Origin of the sequence: Coprococcus intestinihominis (assembly GCF_040096555.1) — a bacterium.
GTDB classification, from domain to species: domain Bacteria; phylum Bacillota; class Clostridia; order Lachnospirales; family Lachnospiraceae; genus Coprococcus_A; species Coprococcus_A intestinihominis.
In genome coordinates, this window is the sequence record NZ_JBBMEK010000027.1 from 1 (window position 1) to 22,345 (window position 22,345).

The 22,345-nt window shown below is 43.0% G+C and carries 21 protein-coding genes and 1 other annotated feature; of the genes, 1 reads left to right on the top strand and 20 read right to left on the bottom strand.

Going from position 1 to position 22,345, the window contains the following annotated elements; genetic code table 11:
• Positions 1 to 251 (top strand) — a binding site (T-box leader). This feature is flagged as partial in the annotation.
• A 208-nt stretch (positions 252 to 459) separates the two neighbouring features.
• Positions 460 to 2,187 (top strand): carbon starvation CstA family protein, encoded by a 1,728-nt coding sequence (locus WMO25_RS03790; protein ID WP_349084135.1) that lies wholly within the window; start codon positions 460 to 462, stop codon positions 2,185 to 2,187.
• Positions 2,188 to 2,300: 113 nt separating this feature from the next.
• Here the strand turns inward: WMO25_RS03790 and WMO25_RS03795 are convergent, their stop codons facing one another.
• From WMO25_RS03795 to gloA2, 20 genes are all read right to left on the bottom strand, one after another.
• Positions 2,301 to 2,831: a MarR family winged helix-turn-helix transcriptional regulator gene (locus WMO25_RS03795; RefSeq protein WP_349084137.1), complete on the bottom strand. Its 531-nt coding sequence runs from the start codon at positions 2,829 to 2,831 to the stop codon at positions 2,301 to 2,303.
• Between the two features lie 717 nt (positions 2,832 to 3,548).
• On the bottom strand, positions 3,549 to 4,484 hold the full coding sequence (cysK, locus tag WMO25_RS03800; protein ID WP_015514739.1) for a cysteine synthase A: 936 nt from the start codon (positions 4,482 to 4,484) through the stop codon (positions 3,549 to 3,551).
• 384 nt (positions 4,485 to 4,868) lie between these two features.
• Positions 4,869 to 5,684, bottom strand: coding sequence for a DNA glycosylase (locus WMO25_RS03805; protein WP_256167456.1), 816 nt, complete (start codon positions 5,682 to 5,684; stop codon positions 4,869 to 4,871).
• Between the two features lie 27 nt (positions 5,685 to 5,711).
• Positions 5,712 to 7,250, bottom strand: a complete 1,539-nt coding sequence (locus tag WMO25_RS03810; RefSeq protein WP_117529189.1) for an ATP-binding protein — start codon at positions 7,248 to 7,250, stop codon at positions 5,712 to 5,714.
• On the bottom strand, positions 7,240 to 8,670 hold the full coding sequence (locus WMO25_RS03815) for a vWA domain-containing protein (protein WP_349084140.1): 1,431 nt from the start codon (positions 8,668 to 8,670) through the stop codon (positions 7,240 to 7,242). The genes WMO25_RS03810 and WMO25_RS03815 overlap by 11 nt, the downstream gene beginning before the upstream one ends.
• 11 nt (positions 8,671 to 8,681) lie before the next feature.
• On the bottom strand, positions 8,682 to 9,668 hold the full coding sequence (locus WMO25_RS03820; protein ID WP_349084142.1) for a leucine-rich repeat domain-containing protein: 987 nt from the start codon (positions 9,666 to 9,668) through the stop codon (positions 8,682 to 8,684).
• A 200-nt stretch (positions 9,669 to 9,868) separates the two neighbouring features.
• Positions 9,869 to 10,969: an RNA polymerase sigma factor RpoD gene (gene rpoD / locus WMO25_RS03825; RefSeq protein ID WP_015514744.1), complete on the bottom strand. Its 1,101-nt coding sequence runs from the start codon at positions 10,967 to 10,969 to the stop codon at positions 9,869 to 9,871.
• A gap of 160 nt (positions 10,970 to 11,129) precedes the next feature.
• Complete coding sequence (locus tag WMO25_RS03830; protein ID WP_349084145.1) at positions 11,130 to 12,287, bottom strand: alanyl-tRNA editing protein; 1,158 nt, start codon at positions 12,285 to 12,287, stop codon at positions 11,130 to 11,132.
• A gap of 37 nt (positions 12,288 to 12,324) precedes the next feature.
• Entirely contained in the window at positions 12,325 to 14,184 is a 1,860-nt protein-coding gene (locus WMO25_RS03835; protein WP_349084147.1) for an NACHT domain-containing protein, read from the bottom strand.
• Entirely contained in the window at positions 14,145 to 14,525 is a 381-nt protein-coding gene (locus WMO25_RS03840) for a hypothetical protein (RefSeq protein WP_349084149.1), read from the bottom strand. The genes WMO25_RS03835 and WMO25_RS03840 overlap by 40 nt, the downstream gene beginning before the upstream one ends.
• A gap of 39 nt (positions 14,526 to 14,564) precedes the next feature.
• A complete protein-coding gene (locus WMO25_RS03845; RefSeq protein WP_349084151.1) occupies positions 14,565 to 14,972 on the bottom strand; it encodes a PIN domain-containing protein in 408 nt (135 codons plus the stop codon).
• Entirely contained in the window at positions 14,956 to 15,198 is a 243-nt protein-coding gene (locus WMO25_RS03850; RefSeq protein WP_021924900.1) for a type II toxin-antitoxin system Phd/YefM family antitoxin, read from the bottom strand. Before WMO25_RS03850 ends, WMO25_RS03845 begins: the two co-directional genes overlap by 17 nt.
• Before the next feature lie 156 nt (positions 15,199 to 15,354).
• Positions 15,355 to 15,660 carry a hypothetical protein gene (locus WMO25_RS03855; RefSeq protein ID WP_349084153.1) on the bottom strand — a complete coding sequence of 102 codons (306 nt, stop codon included), beginning with the start codon at positions 15,658 to 15,660 and terminating at the stop codon, positions 15,355 to 15,357.
• Between the two features lie 18 nt (positions 15,661 to 15,678).
• Entirely contained in the window at positions 15,679 to 16,797 is a 1,119-nt protein-coding gene (gene glf, locus WMO25_RS03860; RefSeq protein ID WP_117529155.1) for a UDP-galactopyranose mutase, read from the bottom strand.
• 21 nt (positions 16,798 to 16,818) lie between these two features.
• Entirely contained in the window at positions 16,819 to 17,736 is a 918-nt protein-coding gene (locus WMO25_RS03865; RefSeq protein ID WP_349084156.1) for a retron St85 family RNA-directed DNA polymerase, read from the bottom strand.
• A 2-nt stretch (positions 17,737 to 17,738) separates the two neighbouring features.
• Complete coding sequence (locus tag WMO25_RS03870) at positions 17,739 to 18,686, bottom strand: retron St85 family effector protein (RefSeq protein ID WP_349084158.1); 948 nt, start codon at positions 18,684 to 18,686, stop codon at positions 17,739 to 17,741.
• Between the two features lie 225 nt (positions 18,687 to 18,911).
• Positions 18,912 to 19,799, bottom strand: coding sequence for a macro domain-containing protein (locus WMO25_RS03875; protein ID WP_349084159.1), 888 nt, complete (start codon positions 19,797 to 19,799; stop codon positions 18,912 to 18,914).
• 1 nt (position 19,800) lies between these two features.
• Positions 19,801 to 20,712: a nucleotidyltransferase family protein gene (locus WMO25_RS03880; protein ID WP_349084160.1), complete on the bottom strand. Its 912-nt coding sequence runs from the start codon at positions 20,710 to 20,712 to the stop codon at positions 19,801 to 19,803.
• 389 nt (positions 20,713 to 21,101) lie between these two features.
• A complete protein-coding gene (locus WMO25_RS03885) occupies positions 21,102 to 21,881 on the bottom strand; it encodes a hypothetical protein (protein WP_349084161.1) in 780 nt (259 codons plus the stop codon).
• A gap of 2 nt (positions 21,882 to 21,883) precedes the next feature.
• Positions 21,884 to 22,267, bottom strand: coding sequence for an SMU1112c/YaeR family gloxylase I-like metalloprotein (gene gloA2, locus WMO25_RS03890; protein ID WP_349084162.1), 384 nt, complete (start codon positions 22,265 to 22,267; stop codon positions 21,884 to 21,886).
• Between the last annotated feature and the right edge of the window lie 78 nt (positions 22,268 to 22,345).

A 22,345-nucleotide genomic window follows, 5' to 3' on the forward strand; every position in this document is an offset into this window, starting at 1 on the left:
ATCAGGACACGATTTTCTTAGCCCGGTATTCTTTCAGAGAGCTGACGGTTGGTGTGAGTCAGCAGATACTTAAGAGAATTATCCCCTGTGAGCTTTTCGGACGAAACAGATTCATTAGTCCGAAACGGATTCTCACCGTTACAGGAGAGCATGTTCACCGATGATAGATAGAATCGTGGACGTGGCAGAGTGATCGATTGAAAAACCGATAATAGAAGTGGTAACGCGGAGTCATAGGCTTCGTCTTCTGAAAAACCCGAAAGGGTACAGAAGACGGAGCTTTTTTTATGATTTATTCGTTCAGATTCAAAAGATTTTGTCAGGCATGCAGGCAATTGATCTTTTGAACTTCAAAGCCGAATCACCTGCCAACTGGTATTCACGACGATTCATCACCGACGTGTCAGACACCCGGTTTTGAATCGTCACTACATTTTACTCAAGAGGAGGCACATTATTATGAATACTTTAGTTATTGTTCTGATAGCAGCCGTTTGTCTGGTTGCCGGTTATTGTTTATATGGCCGCTGGCTGGCCAACAAATGGGGCATCGACCCGAATGCAAAGACACCTGCTGTCCGCAAAAACGACGGACAGGATTATGTTCCGGCAGATGGTCTGACAGTCTTTGCCCATCAGTTCTCATCCATCGCCGGTGCAGGCCCTGTCACCGGTGCTATTCAGGCCGCTGTCTTCGGTTGGGTTCCTGTTCTTCTCTGGGTCCTGATCGGCGGTATCTTCTTTGGTGCCGTTACAGACTTTGGTGCATTATATGCCAGTGTCAAAAATGACGGTAAGTCCATGGGACTTCTGATTGAAAAATACATCGGCAAAACCGGTAAGAAGTTATTTCTTCTGTTCTGCTGGCTCTTTACACTGATTGTTATCGCAGCCTTTGCGGATATGGTAGATGGTACATTTAACGCCTATACTGTCACTGAAGCAGGTGTGACACAGTTATCCGACGCCGCCAATGTCAATGGTGCTGCCGGAAGCATTTCTCTTCTGTTTATCGCATTTTCCGCTGTATTCGGTCTCATCCAGAAGAAAGCAAACTTTAAAGGCTGGAAGGAAGTTGTTCTTGGTCTTGTATGTATGTTTGCAGCATTTGTTATCGGCATGAACTTCCCGCTGATCGCATCCAAAACAACCTGGTCTTACATCGTTTTTGCTTACATCTTCCTGGCCGCTGTTCTGCCAATCTGGCTTCTGATGCAGCCTAGAGATTACATGACAACCTTTATGTTTGCAGGCATGATCATCGCCGCTGTTGTTGGTCTGTTTGCTGCACATCCTACAATGAACCTGCCAATGTTTACCGGTTTTCACAATGAAAAATCCGGTGACATGTTCCCAATCCTTTTTGTAACTGTTGCCTGCGGTGCTGTATCCGGTTTCCACAGCCTGGTATCTTCCGGTACATCCTCTAAGACAATCTCCAACGAAAAGGATATGCAGAAAGTCGGCTACGGCGCTATGGTACTTGAAAGTCTTCTGGCCGTTCTGGCTCTGTGTGTTGCAGGTGCCGCTGCTTCTGCTGATGGTACAGCTGCCACAGGCACGCCATTCGCCATCTTCTCATCAGGCGTTGCCGGTTTCCTTGAAATGTTCGGTATCCCTGTTTACGTTGCCCAGTGCTTCATGACAATGTGTGTATCAGCCCTTGCATTTACAACCCTTGACTCAGTTGCACGTATCGGACGTATGTCATTCCAGGAACTGTTCACCGTTGATGATATGGAACACGCTGAAGGCTGGAGAAAACTTTTATGCAACAAATATTTCTCCACAATCCTGACACTGTTCCTTGGTTATGTTCTGACTCAGATCGGCTATGCTAACATCTGGCCGCTGTTCGGAAGCGCCAACCAGCTGTTAAGTGCACTTGTTCTGATCACATTATGCGTCTTTTTAAAAGTCACAGGCCGTGAATTCAGAACACTGATCGCACCGCTTCTCATCATGCTTGCTGTAACATCAACTGCTCTTGTAGAACGTGTTATCGCACTGTTCCACGCTTACGGCGCCGGTACAGCCGTCTTCCTTGTAGAAGGTCTCCAGCTGATCATCGCCTTCCTGCTGATGGTTCTCGGTGTCATCATCGTTATCAGCTGCGGCAAAGAGCTCTTCCACAAAAAGGCAGGCTCCGAAGTCAGCCACAACTTAAAAGAACCTGTAACCCGTTAACTATATAATTAAAACATCAATATCCCTCAACAACAAAAACACAGTGCGGTACTTTTCTCAAAGCCATGCTTCATCCGGCAGCTGAGAATCTACAGCACTGTGTTTTTTATTTCTCATTTTCCATCTGACGATGTTTCCGAGATTTTATTTCTTTCTTTTTGCAGCGATGAATCCCCTGATGCTATAGTGCTTTCCGGCACAGCTCTGAAACGCTGCTGCCAATCCTCTTTCATCCGATCAAGCATCGAAAATAGGCTCACCTTTTCATCTTCCGACAAACATGCCATCATCTCCCGATACCGTCCACGGCGTTGCTCAATCAGTTTCTCCGATACACTTCTGCCCTGTCGTGTCAGCACAATATCCGATGCTCGTCGATTCATTTCATTCGGTACCCTGATAATTAAGCCAGCCTTTTCCATCTTCTTCAGAATCTCGCTGGCCGACCCCGGCTGAATATGTAAGATCTGTATTAACATCTTCTGAGTCACAGCTCCATGAAGCCTCAAAATCATTAAAATTCGACTCTGGCTCTCCTTTCCCTCAAAAAGCCTTCGAATATCTCTCCCCACATCCAAAATAGCATTCACCAATTGCTCATCCAGTGATTCTTCAAAACTTACATCAAAAAAATCCATATCCATACGTTTCCTATCCCCTTTGCAATTCTCTTCCTGAAACTTTCTTCCTGAAATTTTCTCCCTAAAATTTTCTTCCTGAAATTTCCTTCCTGGTTTTCTCCCCCAGTTTTCTCCTTCTTTTTGTTCGCTCCTTTTTCGAATTATATACTGTTTTTTTTATTAATAAGGTACCTCAATTATTTTTATGCCCCTATTAAATCCAAAGTACCCATTCTATTTATTTTATGCGGATTACACGCTGCTTATGACTGCATTTTATAAAAATTATTCTTATTATATGATTATGTGCCACGCTCATATATTTTATGAATTTCTGATTGTTAGGTACCTAAATACTCAAAATACTCAAGTTTAATTATTAAAACCAAACTACCCGTGTTTAAATATTTAATATCTAAATGTCCATACTCAATTATTAGGCACATAAGCATACCCATTCAATTTTTAAACACATAAATATCCCCATTCAATTGTTAGGCACATAAGTATCCCCATTCAATTGTTAGGTACCTAAATATCCAAATTTATAAAATTATATTGCCATATGATCAATGCCATTTTTTTTGGAATAATTATTAAGGTACCTAACAATCCATTTTTTCTAATATTTTTACACAAACACAAAAAGGCATCCCGATCTGGGATGCCCATTTTGCTTGTACGAGAAAAATATCATTATTATAAAAAAGCAGTTGTATTATGAAACAATGTGAAGCAATATTATTCGGCAAATAATGGTGTTGACAAGTATCTGTCTCCTGAATCAGGAAGCAATGCAACAATTGTCTTGCCTTTGTTCTCTGGTCTTGCTGCCAGAATCTGTGCTGCCTTTAATGCAGCGCCTGAAGAAATACCAACAAGGATACCTTCAGATACGGCAAATGTTTTGCCTTCTGCAAATGCATCTTCATTCTCAATAGGAAGAATCTCATCATAAACATCTGTATTCAGTACCTTTGGTACGAAACCTGCACCGATACCCTGAATCTTATGGGAACCGGATTTGCCCGTGGATAATACAGGGCTTGTAGCAGGTTCAACAGCGACAATCTTGACGTTTGGATTCTGTTCTTTCAGGTATTCACCAACACCTGTGATTGTACCGCCTGTACCAACACCTGCGATAAAGATATCTACCTTGCCGTCTGTCTGTTTCCAGATTTCAGGACCTGTTGTTGCTTTGTGAATTGCAGGGTTTGCAGGATTATCGAACTGACCAAGGATCACTGCCCCATCAATTTCTTTCTCGAGTTCTTCAGCCTTGGCAATAGCTCCTTTCATACCCTTGGCACCTTCTGTCAGAACCAATTCTGCACCGTATGCTTTCAGAAGATTTCTTCTTTCAACACTCATTGTATCCGGCAGTGTCAGGATTGCCTTGTAACCTTTGGCAGTTGCAACAGCTGCAAGGCCGATGCCTGTGTTGCCTGATGTAGGCTCGATGATTGTCGCACCCGGTTTCAATTTACCTTTTTTCTCAGCATCCTCGATCATTGCCAGTGCGATACGATCCTTAACAGAACCAGCCGGATTCAGATACTCAAGCTTTGCAAGCAGTGTAACATCCTTGATGCCTGCCTTCTCACTGTAACGATTTAACTGTAAAATAGGTGTGTTGCCAATTAACTCTAATGCACTCTGTTTAATATCTGCCATGATGATAATCCTCCATTCATTTCATCTAATTCTTTTATTCATTTTAAATAAATTTATAAATCTTTATTTCCAAAAAATATTGTCATCTGATTGTCTGTTGCGACCTCTATCTGTTTATCTGCTATAAAGATGCATCTCGTCTGACGTCACTCATACAGCAACAACATCGCTCCATTCTTCCTTTATGATATATCGTCATTCGCATATGCATGCTCCTTCCTTTTATAATTCCTATTTATTTAATAGGATTTGTATGTTTTCTTTATGTTTGACATTATAAGCCTCTTTTATCGTCTTGTCAATACCTTTTCAGCAATTATAAATCAAAAAGGGATTCAAGATGCGTCTGTTCAACACAGGCACTCTTTAAATCCCTTATCTTGATTATTTTTCACTTCCATGCAGTTCGTAATAAAAGATATATTGCTGCATAATGCCCCGAATGCCTTTGTAACGACGATTCGGGAATCCCCGTTTATAATGTTGTTCCATTACCTGACGGATATGGGTATCCACCGGAAATGCATCCAAATGATGCAGGGCAAAAAGGCAGATACAGTCTGCCACTTTTTCTCCAACGCCAAAGAGTTTTAAAAGTTCCGCCCTTGCTTTCTGGTAATTCAAACTACTGATCCATGCCAGGTCCACTTCACCGGAAGATACGGCTTTGGCGGCACGGACCACATATTTACTTCTATAACCCAGGTTGCAGGCCATCAAAGCATCTTCTTCAAGCCCGGCAAGTGCCTGGGCTGTCGGAAAAGCATAATAACAGACACCATTCGACGCTGTCTTTGCCGTTCCATAGGTCTCACAGATATTCTTAATACAGCGGCGAATTCTGACGATATTATTTTGCTGGGAAATAAGGAACGTAACAATCATCTCCCACAAATCCTGATTCAGGATTCTTACACCCCATGCCAACTGAGCAGCCGCTGTCAGATAGGTATCATTCGGGTTGATCTGTGCCATCACAGCACCATAATCTGTCTCAATATCAAAATAATGCCGCCAGAAATCCCGATATTCGACTTCAGTGCAGTCAAAGCGGACCCTATTTCCCTGCTGCTCCAACTCCAGATATCTGTCCCCGGCAATGACCTGATATCGGCCATCCTGTATTTCCTCCATACGAAAGCATTGCCCGGATTCACAGATCTGGGCAATGCTGAAATTCTCTAAAATTTTCTCTGTCATATTTTTATGCTTCAAATATCCACGGCACTAATCAAGAAAAGCGGCAAATTCGCTGGCTTCCCCGATATCACGGAGGAGATTCTCACGTTTCTCATCAAAGAGCAGCGATTTATTGTAGCGATCATATTTTGCAGAACCATTATCCCTGATAAAACGTGCACAATACTTATTGGCATTCAGCTCTGTGATAAAGATGACCATTTCCTGGCTCTCTCCAAAAGCACTTTCCATAAAAGCAAAAGCATTCTCAAGGTAAGCAGCCGCTGTCTGAATAAGCTGTTTTCGCTCTTCTGTATCCTTGGCAAAAGATGCCTTAATAAAGGCAAAGGCTTCATCCGGATCCAGACGATTATCCTTGACCAGCTGCTGACGATACTGCTCCAGTGTCTTCAAAATCAGTTTCATACTGAGCAATTTGGATGCATCATAGAGCCCACGCTCCTTATTCAGCTTCAGCTCTTCCTCCACCTGCTCTGCCTTTTCCGACAAAATCGCTGCTGTTCTGGAACCATCCTTCGGTGCACGGCCAAGAACAAACTTCAGCTCCTTCAAAATCTCATAGAGATCCCGGACATACTGATCTTTGTCAAAAACTTCCGTAAATGCCGCAGTCAGCTTGCTGATCAACAGATTAATAACACTGAGTTTCTCATCAAAGGATGCTTTCTGAATACGATCAATGGAAGACGGCTTCACATTGCCCTGTACAACGGCATCCACATCATAGTCCGTCTGATACTTCTTATATAAATCCAGATAATTGGCAAAATCCTTGGCGATCCGACGGTTCTGGATGTACTGCAGGATCACAGACTCATCCACAGGAATATCCAGCTGCTCATAAACCTGCATCAGCCTGGACAAATCCTCCCAACCACGAGCCGTAACAATCTCTTTGCCATCCACCGTTGTCTCAATCTGATAAAAATTCTCTTTCTTGATATCCAGATAAGACAAAATCGCACTGTGGATATGGTTCTCATAAGCATAGGTCTTCCATACCGGATAATTTTCTTCCACATTGATCCGTTTGACACGGTCAAGGGTGACAATGTCGAATTCTCTGACAGACTGGTTGTATTCCGGCGGATTACCGGCTGTCACAATCACCCATCCCTCAGGAATCTGGTGATTGCCGAAAGTTTTGCCCTGCAAAAACTGCAGCATAGTCGGTGCCAGTGTCTCGGATACACAGTTAATCTCATCAATAAACAAAATACCTTCTTTGAGCCCGGTTGCTTCCATCTTCTCATAAATAGATGCTACGATCTCACTCATTGTGTATTCTGTGATTGAATACTCTTTGCCGCCGAAATTCTTTTTCTCGATGAATGGCAGACCGATGGCGCTCTGTCTCGTATGATGGGTAATCGTATAAGAAACCAGTGCCACACCACACTCCCTTGCCACCTGTGACATAATAGCTGTCTTGCCGATACCCGGCGGTCCGATCAGAAGAATCGGTCTCTGTCTGACCACAGGAATCGCATAATCTCCCAGTGCATCTTTTGTCAGGTAAGCCTGAACGGTATGCCTGATCTCATCCTTTGCCTGTTTAATGTTCATGATCTAATCCTCCCATTTGTATATCCTCCGGTCCAAGAATCAGCTTGATGGCCCAAGGAGGCACATGTCTGTCATTATAACTTTCCTCAAGAAAAACAAAGGCCACATCGTAATCCGGACGTCTGGCCGGGTAAGTGCCGTAGCCATCCGTAAAATACAGAAGTCCCTTCAGATGTCTGAACACCTTCTTGCGGCACAGCTCATTGACATACTCAAAAGCCGGTCTGAAATCCGTACCGCCGAAACCGATAAGCTTAAAATTCTCCATATAACGCTTCATGTCTTCTTCAGAGGTGATCACATCATCCTGTTGAGCCTTGGCATCACATTGGATAATGTGTACATTCATTTTCCTGAAAAAATTGTCCTTATTTGTCAGAATGGCAAATGTCTCCTCCAGAAAACGACGCACATACTCACCGGAACAGGACTCTGACGTATCAATAACAATGGCCAGTTCCTCTATCTTGCGGACTTCCTTGTATTCAAGGGCCTCGATCAGGGGCATATTGCCATAATGGTTCAGACCGTATGTATAATAAATATAATCATAACTGTCCAGATCCAGTCGAATTTCTTCTCGAAGCGTTGTAAATTTCTGAAGAAAACGTTTGTAATCATAACGTTCTCTTGTAGCTATTTTAATATAGTCATAAAGGTCTCCAGCCATCTCAGCCGCGTCTTTAGAACAGGTCTCCATATTCGTGCGCATTTTCTCACTGATCTCCTGCCACTGTTTCTCCTGCTCCTTACGTTCCTGCTCTTTCTGTTCCTTCTGTCTGTCATTGTTCTGATTGTTCTGATCATTATTCTCATCATCCTGATTGTCCTCGTTGTTCTGATTCTGATCATTCCGGCCGTCGCCATCCTTCTGATCCTCCTGCTCCGAATCCCAGAAAACATGATCGTCCACCACAAACTGCTTCTTAGCCGCTTCCATCTCAAGCCAGGTCAGAGGCCGTTTTGTCAGCGACTTATAAATGCCCTCTGCTGTCAGCACCTTCATCTCTGACTTCAGTCGGTCATACATGGCCTGTCGTTCATCCGGTACAACAAGCCGAATACATCGATAATTCATCTGATCAATGATGGCTGTAACTGCAATATCGCAGCTGAGATTCCAGACATCTTCATCCTTGTCACGGTTATGAAACATATGTCTGAATACGCAATGCAGCAGCATATGCAGATAAGCCCGATTCACCAGCACACTGTCATTCTGATAATTCTCTATCAGATATCTCGGATTAAAGCGAATCTTCTGACTGTCCGTACCGATCGTCTTCATGGACAGATCCATTTCATAACCCAGACTACTCAGTGCAATATCCAAAAAACGCATAGAGACATACAATTCTGTCTTGGAAGCATTCAAAATGTCGGTTCCGGCCTTGATCAGCTTCTCTTTCATCTCATGCATGTCAAAACCTCCTATAAATCAAAGGACTCATCTGCCATACTGAAATTCCGGTGTTTATAATCCATCAGAAAAGCAGTAAATTCTGTCTTGCCAAGGGACAGCGCCAGATCAATGGCCTGGTCTGTCTCATCACTGTCAAGCACACCCAGATCGACCAAAAAAGTCAGCTTGTCCTTGTCATCCTCCTGAATAAACTTCTTCGCCGCTTCCAAAGCGTGTTCTGCAATATAATCCTTGTACGTATGCTCGCCTTCCAACGTCAATGCATAAGGATACATCAGACGCTCCATAGCCACCGTGATGATCGTATCAAAGGAATCCCCCCTTAAAAGGACATAAAACATCCCATCGTATTTGTTATAATCCACATCCTGGATACCGATACAGTAGCGGATATACTTGCCGGAACCAATCTCCGTAGACTCAAACTGCTTACACATGGAAGCCACATTGGCGACCACTTCGTAATCATGCTCCGTAAAAATAACTCTGGCCTCCTCCACAGGCTTATCCGGGTATAAATGCCGCACAATCACGTGAATCTGCTGGTTCAAATCATCCAGGATACTACCGATACTAATATCCAGCCCTTCAATCTTGTCCTGAACAATCTCTGAAAGCTTCTCGCAGTTCTTGAAAGCACCAAAACCAATAGAGCGGATATGGGCTGTCAGATGCACCTGTTCCAATGCCCAGCAATTATAAAAAGCATAATTGCCAATGGATTTCAGTGAATCCGGAAAATCCAGATTCAACAGTTCCCTGCATTCACTGAAACCATGATGGTCGATCACCTCCAACGTATCCGGAAACTGAATATACTTCATAGACTTCTCCGAGAAAGCATAGGGCTCAATCTTCGTCACTTTGAAACCATCAATAGACGCCGGAATCACAACACGCATCTCATCGCCTTCATACTTCACAATGGTTGCCGTGCCGTCCACCACGCCATAGCGTATCGATTCCTTCTCAGAAAAACGTGTGTCAAAAATCATACTGTTCACCTCTGAATCTATTCGCCAAAGTCCTGTGCAAACAGGGACTTTAGCTCATTACTCGCGTAGACTCGCAAAAAAATGCTGCATTGTCGGCTCCATATCTGGAAACGCCTACATATGCAGCATTCTATATAGATCTCATCATTATAAACTGCCTTCCGGCAGTCCTCTCATCCGCATCAGAGAAGCAATCCCTGTTACTCCTGAAGGAAATCCTTCAGCTTGCGGCTTCTGGACGGATGTCTCAGCTTGCGCAGCGCTTTCGCCTCAATCTGACGAATACGTTCACGCGTAACCTTAAATTCCTTGCCAACCTCTTCCAGTGTTCTGGCCTGTCCATCGATCAGGCCAAAACGAAGCTCAATAACCTTGCGTTCACGGTCTGTCAACGTATCCAGTGCGTTCACCAGTTCTTTCTTCAGCATCTGATAGTCAGCCGAATCAGATGGTGAAAGCATATTCTCATCTTCGATAAAATCTCCGAGACTGGAATCTTCTTCCTCACCAATCGGGCTGTCCATAGAAACAGGATCACGTGAAATCTCAAGAGCCTCTTCTACCTTCTGTTTGGTTGTTCCAAGACGCTCTGCAATCTCTTCGCTGGTAGGTTCTCTTCCCAGCTCCTGTAAAAGATTCCTGGACATACGCAATGTCTTGTTGATTGTCTCTACCATGTGCACAGGCACACGAATTGTCTTACCTTTATCAGCAATACCTCGGGTAATAGACTGGCGGATCCACCAGGTTGCATATGTACTGAACTTGAATCCCTTGGCATAATCAAACTTCTCGACAGCTTTGATCAGACCCATGTTGCCTTCCTGAATCAGATCAAGGAACGGAATGCCGCGGCCCACATACTTCTTCGCAATACTGACTACCAGACGAAGATTGGCTTCAATAATTCTATCCTTGGCCTTCTGGTCACCCGCTTCTGCTCTCTTGGAAAGCTCAACTTCCTCCTCAGGGGATAAAAGCTTCACACTTCCTATTTCCTTCAGATACATTCTGACAGGATCTTCCAGGCTGACACCTTCCAGTGCATCAACATCATCCAGCAGTTCAACTTCTTCTTCCTGGTGATCGAGGAACTCATCATCGTCATCCTGTGCTTCCGGAATATTGATAATATCAATATTCTTCGCTTCCAGGAATTCGTAAACTTCTTCCATCTTCTCCTCGTCAAACTCGAAGCCCTTGAACGCATCATTGATGTCGCCATAATCAAGCTCATTTTTTTTCTTCTTTGCCTTCTCCAGCAAACTATTCAAGATCTGCAAAAATACAGCTTCATCCATTGAATGTACCTCTTTCATATTCTATCATCGTCAATAAAAACACTTTTTTAATAAAGCATAACGCTAATACGGTCATTATCCTATATTAAACAAGTGTACCTACTATTATAATGATATTTTTGAAAAAATCAATGGCATTCTGCAAAATTTTATGGTTTTTTTACAGATTAGCAAAATATTCCTCAATTTGCTCTCTTGCAGCCTTCAAACTGCCCTGGAACATCTCCTTCGAACCGCCGCCACGGCCATCAAGGGCCTCATTCATCGCCTTACCTGCTGCAATAACATCCACATCTCTGCCGCCCATTACATAACGATAACCGTTTTCATCATCCCCGTCAAAGCATCCACAAAGGCCGCTGCACTTCTCAACCAGAAGATTAAAAGCATACCGCATGTTGCTCTTGTCCATATGCTTATCAAAAAAGCATATATTCTGTTCATTATCCGGCAGCGCTGTAATCTTCTCCTGCAGGATATCCATCTTCATCCCAGTCATCTCCTGCTTCAGCGCCAGATTCTCATTCTTCAGCTTCTCTACCGCAGCAGCCACTTCATAAGGCTTCGCAGACAACTGCGCGGAAATATCATAAACATTACGTTCCTTCTCAAGGGCATCTGCCAGTGCTCTGAAACCGCAAAGCATCTGAATGCGCACGCCACCTTTGTACTTCTCCATCCCCGTCAGTCGAATCATGCCGATCTCGCCGGTAAAATGAACATGGGGTGCACAGCAGGCACAGATATCATAGCCCGGGATCTCCACAATACGAATCGGTCCGTCTATCTCCTTCTTGCTGCGGTAAGGAATCTCCATCAGTTCCTCCCTTGAAGGCCATGTAATCTTCACCGGCAGATTCTTCGCAACTGCCTCATTCGCTTTATGCTCGATCATACGGAGCTGTTCCCTGGTGATCACACCATCAAAATCCATGGTCACGGCTTCGCTTCCCAAATGAAAACCTACATTATTCAGCTTAAAGTATTCATGAATAAGTCCGGATACAATATGCTCGCCCGTATGCTGCTGCATATCTGAGAAACGCTTCTCCCAATCGACACAACCTGTAACCGTATCGCCTTCCCATAGCGGTTCCTTCACCCAATGGTAGATCACTCTGTCCTTCTCCAGTACCTTCTCTACCGGAATATCATTGAGTGTGCCTCTGTCGCAGCTCTGACCGCCCTCTTCCGGGAAAAACATTGTCTGGTTCAGTGTGATCTTATATAAATCACCATCCTGCTCACAAGATAATACGCACCCCTCAAACAATGTCTGGTGGCTATCTTCATCAAAAAGTCTGATTGTCTCTATCATTCTCTTCAAGTCCTTTCCTGAAATGTCCTGTTGAAATTTATCGTCTGCCAAACAGCCGCTCAAAATCTCTTTTAACTTCTCTATAGATAATACTATGGAATACATAATCACCAAAATAGCGTTGCAAAATGGATGTCCCTCCTCTTAATACATCCGACTCACACTTGCCGAGCCTCTGCAATTGACCGGTACCATGTAAATCAGCAGCAGAAGCTAAATCTCCGAAAGTGCCGATTCTGTCAGCATCCTCCCGGAATTCTAAAATCGGTGAGATATCCTCTCCCTCATCTGTCTTCACTTCTATGTAACGGATGCCGGAAAATCCATCACCGCGACAGACCCAGCCGATCTTCCTGGCGGGCTGTCTGACTGCTGACAAAGCCGGTACAATCTCTGTCGTAATCCTTCGTATGGCATCATCCGACAACGTCCATATTCTCTGTATCTTCTTCAATAACTGCCGATCCGAATAGGCCGCCTCCGTCCTATCAGAATGCCTTCCCTGCTTCAGCATTAAATCTGTCTGCGGCAGATCCGGCCGGATATCCAGCAATTCTGTCACATCATCGACTCTTGACCTTATCAGTGCAGTCAGGCTGGCACAAACATTAATCTCGATGTTCGTCACACTCAGCTGTTCCAGTCTATGTATAATCCGGTCATAATCACCTGTATACAATGTCAGAATAGATTCACTGTTCCCTGTCCACTGCTTACTGCGCAGTCTCCTCAGCTTACTCTCCGTATATTCCGCCAACAGCACATCGACATGCCCGTCAAATATATTCTTCCTGTCCATGGCACGCATCGTCTGATCTCTGATCATATCCACAGCAATCTCTCTTGCCGTATCCGGCCCCAAGGTCAGCAAATCCAGGTCATAGCAATACTCTCTCCTGTTCCTGATCATATGTTCTTCAAAATCAAAAGATACCCCTGTCTTATCTTCGATCCTGTAGATGCCTCTGCCTCCGGATACAACAGCCTCCAGCGTCTTCGCCTCCGCTGAACCATTGTACATGCACACCGACAATGTTCTCTGCCGGAGATTCATATTCCCGCGAATACATACCTTCCCAGTATCATCAATACTATAACCATCAAACAGACGATAAATATTGTCAAAATGTGTCTGAATGATCGACTCATACGTTCTCAAAACACGCGCAAAGAAATGACAGGCATATCCAAAATTGATATTTACTTCCGACGCTGCATAATTTCTTCCGTACGCAAGGGCCTTCACATAAAGCCTCAGATTGTTCTGCTCCAGATAATCCAGAATCCAATTCTGACTGCAGTGATTGGCCAAAATGCCCACCAGATAACAAATACTCTCATCATACCGCTTGTCCGATTTATGGGCATCCATCCATATATTCAACTGTTCCGCGCTGAGTCCCGATAAATAGCAGGCCATAAAGAACTGATGAAATACGCTGTATCTGAAATGAACAGTCTGTGAACGCCGTGTAATAAAACCAGCGGCCTCTATCTGAGTACAAATCTCTGACTGAGTACAAATCTCTGACCGCTCCCAGTTCAAAAAACGTTCTTCACTATCCCCATTGACATAACTATCCGCTGCATATTCGCACAAAACAGCAAAAATCCTGTCCCGATTCTCCGGTGAACAGCTCATAGACTTCATTCTCATATCTATATAGGCTTCCAGAAGCCGTCCAGGCATCCGTCGGATCTCACAGCTCCTATTCCTCTCCTCTCCACCAATCATCCTTAAAGCCGCATCACGCTCAAGCCACCGGATAATCTGCTCATCGCTGACAGGATCAATCGTATAATACACAAAATCCGAATGGAAATCTCGTCTGTCACACTGCATTCTGGAAGCAATGATCACCGTATTGTCTGTGTCATGGCCCAGACAATACCGCAATCCCTTCCATCAAGAAACACCGGCAGACAATCTGAATCATCCCTGCAGTCCTCCAGATAATCCCTCAGCAGCAGCCACATCAAATAGGACTTCCCGCCTCCGGGCTCTGAAGTAATCACCATGCATTGGCCGCCCAGAAGATGCTCATAGGCTCTCGCATCCCCATTTCTGCTGATATCCAGATCATAGCACAACTCTGAAAGCGCCTCATCCGAACAGACATGCAATACATTCATACAGCATATACGCATCGCATGCCTGTAATTCTCCAGGGCCTCTCTATCCATCCATTTGTTCCTTGCAGCAGAATTGTCCATATAGTCTGTATCCTTTCGTGCCAATCTGTATTTCTACACCTCAGATTCAGCAGTATCCTAGTTTTAGATTCTCGCCAGAAGTTCGGTTGGCGTAAATGCCATAACTTTACTCCGGGTGAAATCCTTCAAATTTCTTGTGATAATATAATCAGCATGGACAGATTCCGCCGTTGCACTTTGAACGGCGTTCTCAAAATCTTTCCATTTCATATTCACAGCTCTTTCCAGAACTGCCGGACTGAAATCTGCAAATTTAAAAATCAGATTCATCTTACGAAACACTTCCTCAATCTGATCTGGTGTCAGCTGCTTTCTCATGACATACATCATATTGGCATAAGTCAATGTTGAAAGGTAGCCCTTTGCCTGTTCTGTTTCGCAGAGTTTCCAAACCATCGAAGAATCTTTGACAAATTCCGATCGATTCAGAAGAACATCCAACACAATATTGGTATCAATCAACAGAACCATACTTTGCCCTCATGCTTTCTGCCTTGACCTCATCCAAGTCATAGTCTTCCTTCAAAATTCCAGTAAGAGAATCTGTCAGATAAGACACAGTGGCATCTTTCGGAATAAACCGACCGACTTCCCTTCCATTCTTTGTCACGATGATTTCCTGTCCGGACATCACAAGATTCAGATACCTTCCGAAATTGTTCTGCATTTCGGTTGCAGTTGCGGTTGCAGTAATCATATCATCGCCTCCTTATTTTAGCTAATTTTATTATACTTCAAATTAGCTATTTTATCAACCTGTCCGCAAAATGTATTTCTGTAAACTTCCTGAAATATTACTTCTCGATGGTTTCCAGGTCGACCATGGGACTTTTCCAGTCTATTAAACTACTGTCTAATATTCCACATCCCGATGGGACTTTGTAAACACAGCATCTGGGATATCTTCCCTTCTGTATGTTCTTTGTATCGTTTTATTGACACAGCGTTCCTGCGGCATAAATGCCAATGACTTTTTGATGAACTCAGCACATTGCTCTTTGCCGCCTATGAACCGATAGTTATCGGAAATATCTCTGATATCGATTGATTTAAATTGACTGTCCAGTGTTACCATACCTTTTTCTTCAGCAATAATCTCTCTCAGACTCTTTTTCAAGTCGCGAAATACATAGGTATTACTTTCGAACATCGAATCCATGGTATTGTTTTGTTTAATCTATAAACCAAAAACATTCTCACACTTCTCAAGTACCGCCGCAATAACCTGATCCATATCGTAGTACTTGTATTCACCCAGACGTCCGCCGAAAATTACTTTTTCTTCCGCATCTGCCAACTTCCTATACGCTGCATAAAGTGCACCATTTTTCTCATCATTCACCGGATAATATGGCTCGTCGCCCGGTTTCCACTCACTGCTGTATTCGCGGCTAATTATCGTTTTCGGCAGATCATTGCCATTCTCATCCTTGCCGAATTCGAACCATTTATGCTCAATGATACGCGTCCAAGGTGTCTCTCGATCTGTGTAGTTCACTGCTGCATTGCCCTGAAAATTCGGCTTGTCAAGCAGTTCATTCTCAAAGCGGACAGAGCGATACTCAAGTGTACCCAGCTTATAATCAAAGTAAGCATCAATCGGACCGGTATAGACCACTTTATCTGCCAACGCATCCAACTCCGCCTTCTGCTCAAGATAATCTGTGTCCAAACGCACTTCAATATCCTCCAGCAGGCGTTCTATCATCTTTGTGTAGCCGCCTACCGGGATTCCCTGATAAAGTGCATTAAAATAGTTATTGTCAAATGTCAGACGCACCGGCAACCGTTTGATAATAAATGCAGGGAGCTCTTTGCAGTCACGCCCCCACTGCTTCTCCGTATACCCTTTAATCAGTTTTTCATAGATATCACGTCCGACCAGTGAAATTGCCTGTTCCTCAAGATTCTTCGGTTCCCCTGTAATCTCGCTTCGCTGTTCCTCAATCTTGGCTACTGCTTCCTCAGGAGTTACAACGCCCCACATTTTATTAAATGTGTACATATTAAACGGCAGCGAATACAACTCTCCTTTATAATTAGCTACCGGGCTGTTGGTAAAACGGTTAAACTCTGCAAACTGTGTAATATACTTCCAGACCTTCTTATCATTGGTATGAAAAATATGTGCACCGTACTTATGTACATTAATGCCTTCAATATTCTCTGTATAAATATTACCCGCAATATTCGGACGTTTATCGACAACTAAAACGGTCTTGCCATGAACCTTGGCCTCATGGGCAAAAATCGCACCATACAAACCGGAACCTACTACTAAATAATCATATTTCATCTCTCGATCTCCTTCGTTTATTTATCTGCCATTTGCATTATGAAATAAAACATTCTCTATATCATATCTTTTATAAATTTCAGCCAACTGGTCATACTGCTGCCTGCTTACCTCTTGTATATACGCCAAATAGCCTTTAATGTATCCCAAATCTCCATGGCCCTTCACAAGATAGTCATAGAGCATACGCTGAAACTTTTTGTATTTCTTATTACCGATCGTTAATGCATTGCGATTATTATCCAGAACAATCCCTGTCACCTGGCGTTTACCATTCTTCCCCATATAATAAGTCTTTTCATGATTCATCTTGAAACCATACTTGATCATTAACTGTTCTGTCTGCTTCAAAACCTGTTCATCTATGAAAGACATCGATGAAATAACAATATCATCTGCATATCGGGTGTATCGAAAACTGCCAAAGCCATCCAGCATTTGCTTCAATTCCAGATCAAATGCATACATCAGCATATTGGCAATCTGCGGAGATGCCACACTGCCAACAACCAGATTCTCACCTCTATATAAGCAAATATCCAGGATCAACTCAATATCCTCATCTGCCATCCCAAGCTTTCTCGTCAGACTCTCATTGGATTGAAAATACTGCTTCAACATTGTTCGGGAAATAGTTGGAAAAAAGTTAGTAATATCCGTATGCAGCAAATATCTTCCTTCTTTATGTACCGCTGCATTCTTTCTGACAGAATTCCCTTTACTATATGCGGAACTGTATTCAGATACGGGAAAATAAGCAAAAATATTTCTGAGAAGCCAGTGCTGCAGAACCTTTAATTCCTTAGAAGGCTGCAGGATCAGACGATAGCGTCCATTTTTCTTCGGAATATAATATTTTGCATATAAATTATTGCGGGATGCAATAATGATGACATAAGATTCGTCAATACCAATTCCCTTCGCAATCCTCTCACTCAATCTCATAATACATTCACCCTGCTCTTCTGACACTTATTCAGGCGATTAAAATACATAATCCTGAAATCATTAAATTCTTTCCTTGAAATTCGAAACATCACATTGTAACAGGAAATATTCTTATTTAAAATATAATAACCATCCTGTCGAAGCAGCATATCCATCTTCTCCATCAATGATAATACCTGCCGGATACTTCTGATCTTGTGATCCGCTGTATTCTTAATCGTATACCCTTCAAAATCCTTTAAACGCTTATATAATGTCTCAATTTCAAAATACTCAACAGGCTGAAATAATTCAACGATATTGGCCAATTCATAGATCAGGCTTTTTAATTCAACAGAACCCGCATTATCATTAATAGCAATCGTCAACGGTGCCTTGGCTATCTCCTGAACTTTGAAATTATACTCATGGCTGTTCTTGATCCGTTCCAGGCCATTGTGCCTGATAATACTGCTTTCATTCAATGATTCCAGCTTCTTGATTGGCCCTTTTGTAATGAATGAATTCTCATAATCTGCATTGTCCTCATTAATCACCATGGTCTTTCTTCTGCAGTCTTCATCCATTACAAAAGCACCCAATTCACAAAATGTTCCCGGGCTTTCTGCCACAATGATAATACGATCACTGATTTCTGCCAACATCTTTTCAAAAGAAAAAATGTCCTCCGACAGATCCTGCACATACAATTTCTCTGCAATAATACACAGAACAGCTTCATTCTGTGTACCATAGTGATTCGCTATTCTGCATTTTCTCAAAGTTCTGATCGTATAATTACGAATTGTCTCCTCATTGTCAACCCACTCCTTGCCGCATACAAATATCAGCCTTGGCGCCGATAAAAAAGGCTGTTCCCGGCTCGAAATCGTCTTCTTTCTCAGCCTGACTTTCAGGCTTTGAATCAGTTGACATATTACCTTATCTTCCAGTATATCCATCTTCTCTTACCAACTATAAAAATAAAAAGAGACTCTACATTAAACCGGAAGCGAGTTAAAGGACTCGAACCAATGCTGGCATCGGTTCGAGTCCTTTAACTCGCCACGAATGTCAGCAATCCTTCATTCTCTGAACTCAACTCAGAGAACCAAAGGCCATAGACCTTTAGATTAATACTAGAATCTCTTAGCTTTATTTTATCATATGTATTTCTATTTGGCTACTTATTCCAGGCTTAAATTATGCTGGATATGGTAAAAATCAATATCCTTCACATCTGACCGATAAATAACGATATTAATCTTCCCATCCGGATATGTATTGTGGAAACCACTGATTTTCAGCGTCCATAACATAACTTCCAATAATTCCTGCTTTGATGGCTTTCCATCTCGAAAGCGCGTAATCCCCGCCCCCATCAAAGGAATATTTAATGTCCGACCCGCATAAATCTCATCAATATTCTTCCAGAACCGCATCCAGAATCCCACATACTCCTCTGCGGATAAATAAGCTTTATTATCCTCATCAAACTTTGTAAAAGCAGTCAGTACATAATTCTCAAATTCTACAACACTGCCCAGAGGATATCTGACTTTTCTTCCTGCTTGTCTGCCCGGCACACATTGACGATGCTCCGGTTTGTTTAATAAAGCGTCCTGCTCTATTGTGTTCTCCAGCTGCTTCAGTTTTCCTGCTTTCCTGATTCGCTCAATATACTGCCCATGCAGCGTTTTCCTGGCCACGATTCGATCATCCACCAACGTATCATAAAAATCATTGGCTCCAATGACCGACAGTTCGCCGATGCGTTTATCCGGATCTCGTTCCAACAGTTCAAAAATATCGCCCTCTGCAATTCTTACAATCGTATTGTTAATCATCTTCACCGCATGCTTTCTGTGATTGGCACTATACCACATCACAGAAAATATCAACACCAGTCCAGCAACCAAAAAAGCAACCAGCTGTTTTGTAGAAAACCTGTCAATATCTTCGGCCGTTACAAAAAATGAAATCAATGTCACAATCGTACCGACAATACCGATAACCGCCAGATAATTCTTCCATAAAACGCGATCGTAAAATTCAACTTTAGAAAAAGCCTTCAAATTATTTATCCTCTAAATCACCAAACAGTTCTTCAGTATATACGCCTTCAGCAAGCATTTTGCGAAAACTCTCTCTGACAGCTTCTACATCTTCACGATAAGTCATACCGTACCAGGTATCATTGGTCTTTAACACCTTTACTGCCATCTGTCCTTTTTCAAGCAGCTGACCAATAAAAATCGGAATTAAATATTCTGCTTTTAAAGGATTCGCCGGCACTTCCTTCTCGAAAAACGCTACAAATCCTTTCTCAAGAACATTCAGAAATTCCGGTGTCAGTCCCCACATGTTCATAGATACCAGTGAATCGATATCCAGCTTGACGCCATCTGCTTCTGCGCCATCGGCAGTTTTGACAATATTCTTCGTCTCAACAACCTCTGTCAGATTGTTGTCTGCATCCATCTTGCATATACCTCGGGTAACACCGCCATTGTCTGACAATGTATTCTTCAGAACAAAACCGGCCATACAGGACTTACCGCCTTTTACAAGGTAATCATGCACGGCCTGGAATCCCTCTTTACCATAATAATCATCTGCGTTGATGACGATAAATGGCGTTGTGATCAAATCCTTCGCTGCCAGAACAGCCTGTCCGGTTCCCCATGGCTTCGTACGATCCTTCGGCAGCTCACCCGGAATATCCCTGATATCCTGGAAGGCATAATCCACGGTCACACCATTGTCTGCACAGACAGCGGCAATCCTGTCACCGATGACTTCCTTAAACTCTTCCTCAATATCTCTGCGAATAATAAAGATAACTTTATTAAATCCGGCCTCAATGGCATCATGAACTGAATAATCCATGATAATATGTCCTTTATCATCTACAGGCTCCAGCTGTTTAATACCGCCGCCAAAACGTGAACCAATGCCTGCTGCCATAATCAATAATGTTGTTTTCAAAACTTTCTACCTCCCATGTATATTTCATCAATACAATTTATCTTAATGGCTGTCCTTATTTTTAATGACTTTCACTCTAAATATTTTAACCAACTTATTCCTTTATTGCAAGTCATTTCTGTAAATGTTATCTTGTCATGCTACTTTTTTCACCCTACGATTCATGCCAAAATATACACAACATATAAGTCAATCGATAGGTTTTTCTTATTTTTATTCAAACATTTTTTCGTCTGTCATTTTCAAAATTTCATCTGGAAGTTCCTTCATACTTGACGACGCAACTTCTTCAATTTTTCTATAATGCTACCATCCTTCCCAACTGAGATTCACATCCTCAGTTACGGCACATATTACCGCACACCTCTGTATATAGCAATCTAATTTTTCTATTTTTTCGGATGACCCATCTTCTCCTTTACCTCATCTGGCACATCGATCAGTCCGAACCGATAAAACATCCCGTAGATGTAGGTCACGCCTCGAATATCGCCCAGAGCTTTTGGGCAATCTACCACTTCTTCTTTTATATTGCCCAGCGCAAGAAGCACCGAACTCCACGCCAGACTTTTGCTCTTCTCCCTTCTGTCAATCCACAGCTCCTTCGTGTACTCGCCATTCCTGCCTTTTTTAATTTCGTAAGAGAATGGCAACCCAGAGTAGGTTTTAAATTTTACCCCAGCATAGACCAGAACCACTCCCCAGAAATTCTCTTCTGTCGGATCAGCCCTCCACCGCTTCATCGCTCTATACCTCCGCTGCCGCTCTGCTCCTACACTGATTTTCTCTTTTGATGCAGTACTTGGGAAATACACGCCTTTCTGATATGGTAGGTACGAAATAACGGAGGCTTTGGAGAGTTGAAGGGTATTTGCAGTTGAGAGTACGGAGGTTTTGTAGTCTTGTGTTTCACGGTATTCTTCAAAAGTATTTTTTACTTTCTCCGCCACTTCAGATTCATACACACCGGCCGTGATGAGCAGCTTTCTTACTTTTATTGGATTTAATCCCAGTTCTTCGCCGATGGCCTGCAAGGACATCTTAGAATCATAAAATGCCACAGCAGCATCCATCTGCTCTTTCAGATTCTCCCCGGCATCGTATTCAGGCTTCAGCTTCTTCCGACCACCGCCGGGCTTTCTGGCTTTATATGCTCGTTTCTCTCCCATGATTATTCGTGCAGTTCCAGCGGCAGTCCATCCGGGTCATGAAAGAAAGTCATCTTCTTGCCGGTGTAATCGTCAACCCGGATCAGCTCACATTCTATCCCTAATTCTCTCAACTCTCTCACCGTCTGCTCCACGCTCTCCACACAAAATGCAAGGTGACGCAGACCACAGGCCTCCGGGCGGTTCACACGCTTCGGCGGATTTTCCTCTGCGAATATCTCCAGCTCCGTGTGCTCATTGACACGCAAATCCAGCTTCCAGTCCTTGCGCTCCGGGCGGTAGTTTTCTCTGATGACAGAGAATCCCAACTTGTTCACATAGAAATCTTTTGCGGCTTCGTAGTCGGATACAATGATTGCAATATGATGTGTTTTTGATAAATTCATTGTAACCGCCAAATAATGATGCGGTCAGATATAAAATTACCCCAGCCCTTTGCGAGTTGGAGTAATTCACTATAATTC

What these genes read in the sequence shown, in the direction of transcription:
- WMO25_RS03790 (WP_349084135.1), top strand. Translation starts at nt 460, where the DNA reads ATGAATACTTTAGTTATTGTTCTGATAGCAGCCGTTTGTCTGGTTGCC.
- WMO25_RS03795 (WP_349084137.1), bottom strand. Translation starts at nt 2,831, where the DNA reads ATGGATATGGATTTTTTTGATGTAAGTTTTGAAGAATCACTGGATGAG.
- cysK (WP_015514739.1), bottom strand. Translation starts at nt 4,484, where the DNA reads ATGGCAGATATTAAACAGAGTGCATTAGAGTTAATTGGCAACACACCT.
- WMO25_RS03805 (WP_256167456.1), bottom strand. Translation starts at nt 5,684, where the DNA reads ATGACAGAGAAAATTTTAGAGAATTTCAGCATTGCCCAGATCTGTGAA.
- WMO25_RS03810 (WP_117529189.1), bottom strand. Translation starts at nt 7,250, where the DNA reads ATGAACATTAAACAGGCAAAGGATGAGATCAGGCATACCGTTCAGGCT.
- WMO25_RS03815 (WP_349084140.1), bottom strand. Translation starts at nt 8,670, where the DNA reads ATGCATGAGATGAAAGAGAAGCTGATCAAGGCCGGAACCGACATTTTG.
- WMO25_RS03820 (WP_349084142.1), bottom strand. Translation starts at nt 9,668, where the DNA reads ATGATTTTTGACACACGTTTTTCTGAGAAGGAATCGATACGCTATGGC.
- rpoD (WP_015514744.1), bottom strand. Translation starts at nt 10,969, where the DNA reads ATGGATGAAGCTGTATTTTTGCAGATCTTGAATAGTTTGCTGGAGAAG.
- WMO25_RS03830 (WP_349084145.1), bottom strand. Translation starts at nt 12,287, where the DNA reads ATGATAGAGACAATCAGACTTTTTGATGAAGATAGCCACCAGACATTG.
- WMO25_RS03845 (WP_349084151.1), bottom strand. Translation starts at nt 14,972, where the DNA reads ATGGTTCTGTTGATTGATACCAATATTGTGTTGGATGTTCTTCTGAAT.
- WMO25_RS03850 (WP_021924900.1), bottom strand. Translation starts at nt 15,198, where the DNA reads ATGATTACTGCAACCGCAACTGCAACCGAAATGCAGAACAATTTCGGA.
- WMO25_RS03855 (WP_349084153.1), bottom strand. Translation starts at nt 15,660, where the DNA reads ATGGATTCGATGTTCGAAAGTAATACCTATGTATTTCGCGACTTGAAA.
- glf (WP_117529155.1), bottom strand. Translation starts at nt 16,797, where the DNA reads ATGAAATATGATTATTTAGTAGTAGGTTCCGGTTTGTATGGTGCGATT.
- WMO25_RS03870 (WP_349084158.1), bottom strand. Translation starts at nt 18,686, where the DNA reads ATGGATATACTGGAAGATAAGGTAATATGTCAACTGATTCAAAGCCTG.
- WMO25_RS03885 (WP_349084161.1), bottom strand. Translation starts at nt 21,881, where the DNA reads ATGGGAGAGAAACGAGCATATAAAGCCAGAAAGCCCGGCGGTGGTCGG.
- gloA2 (WP_349084162.1), bottom strand. Translation starts at nt 22,267, where the DNA reads ATGAATTTATCAAAAACACATCATATTGCAATCATTGTATCCGACTAC.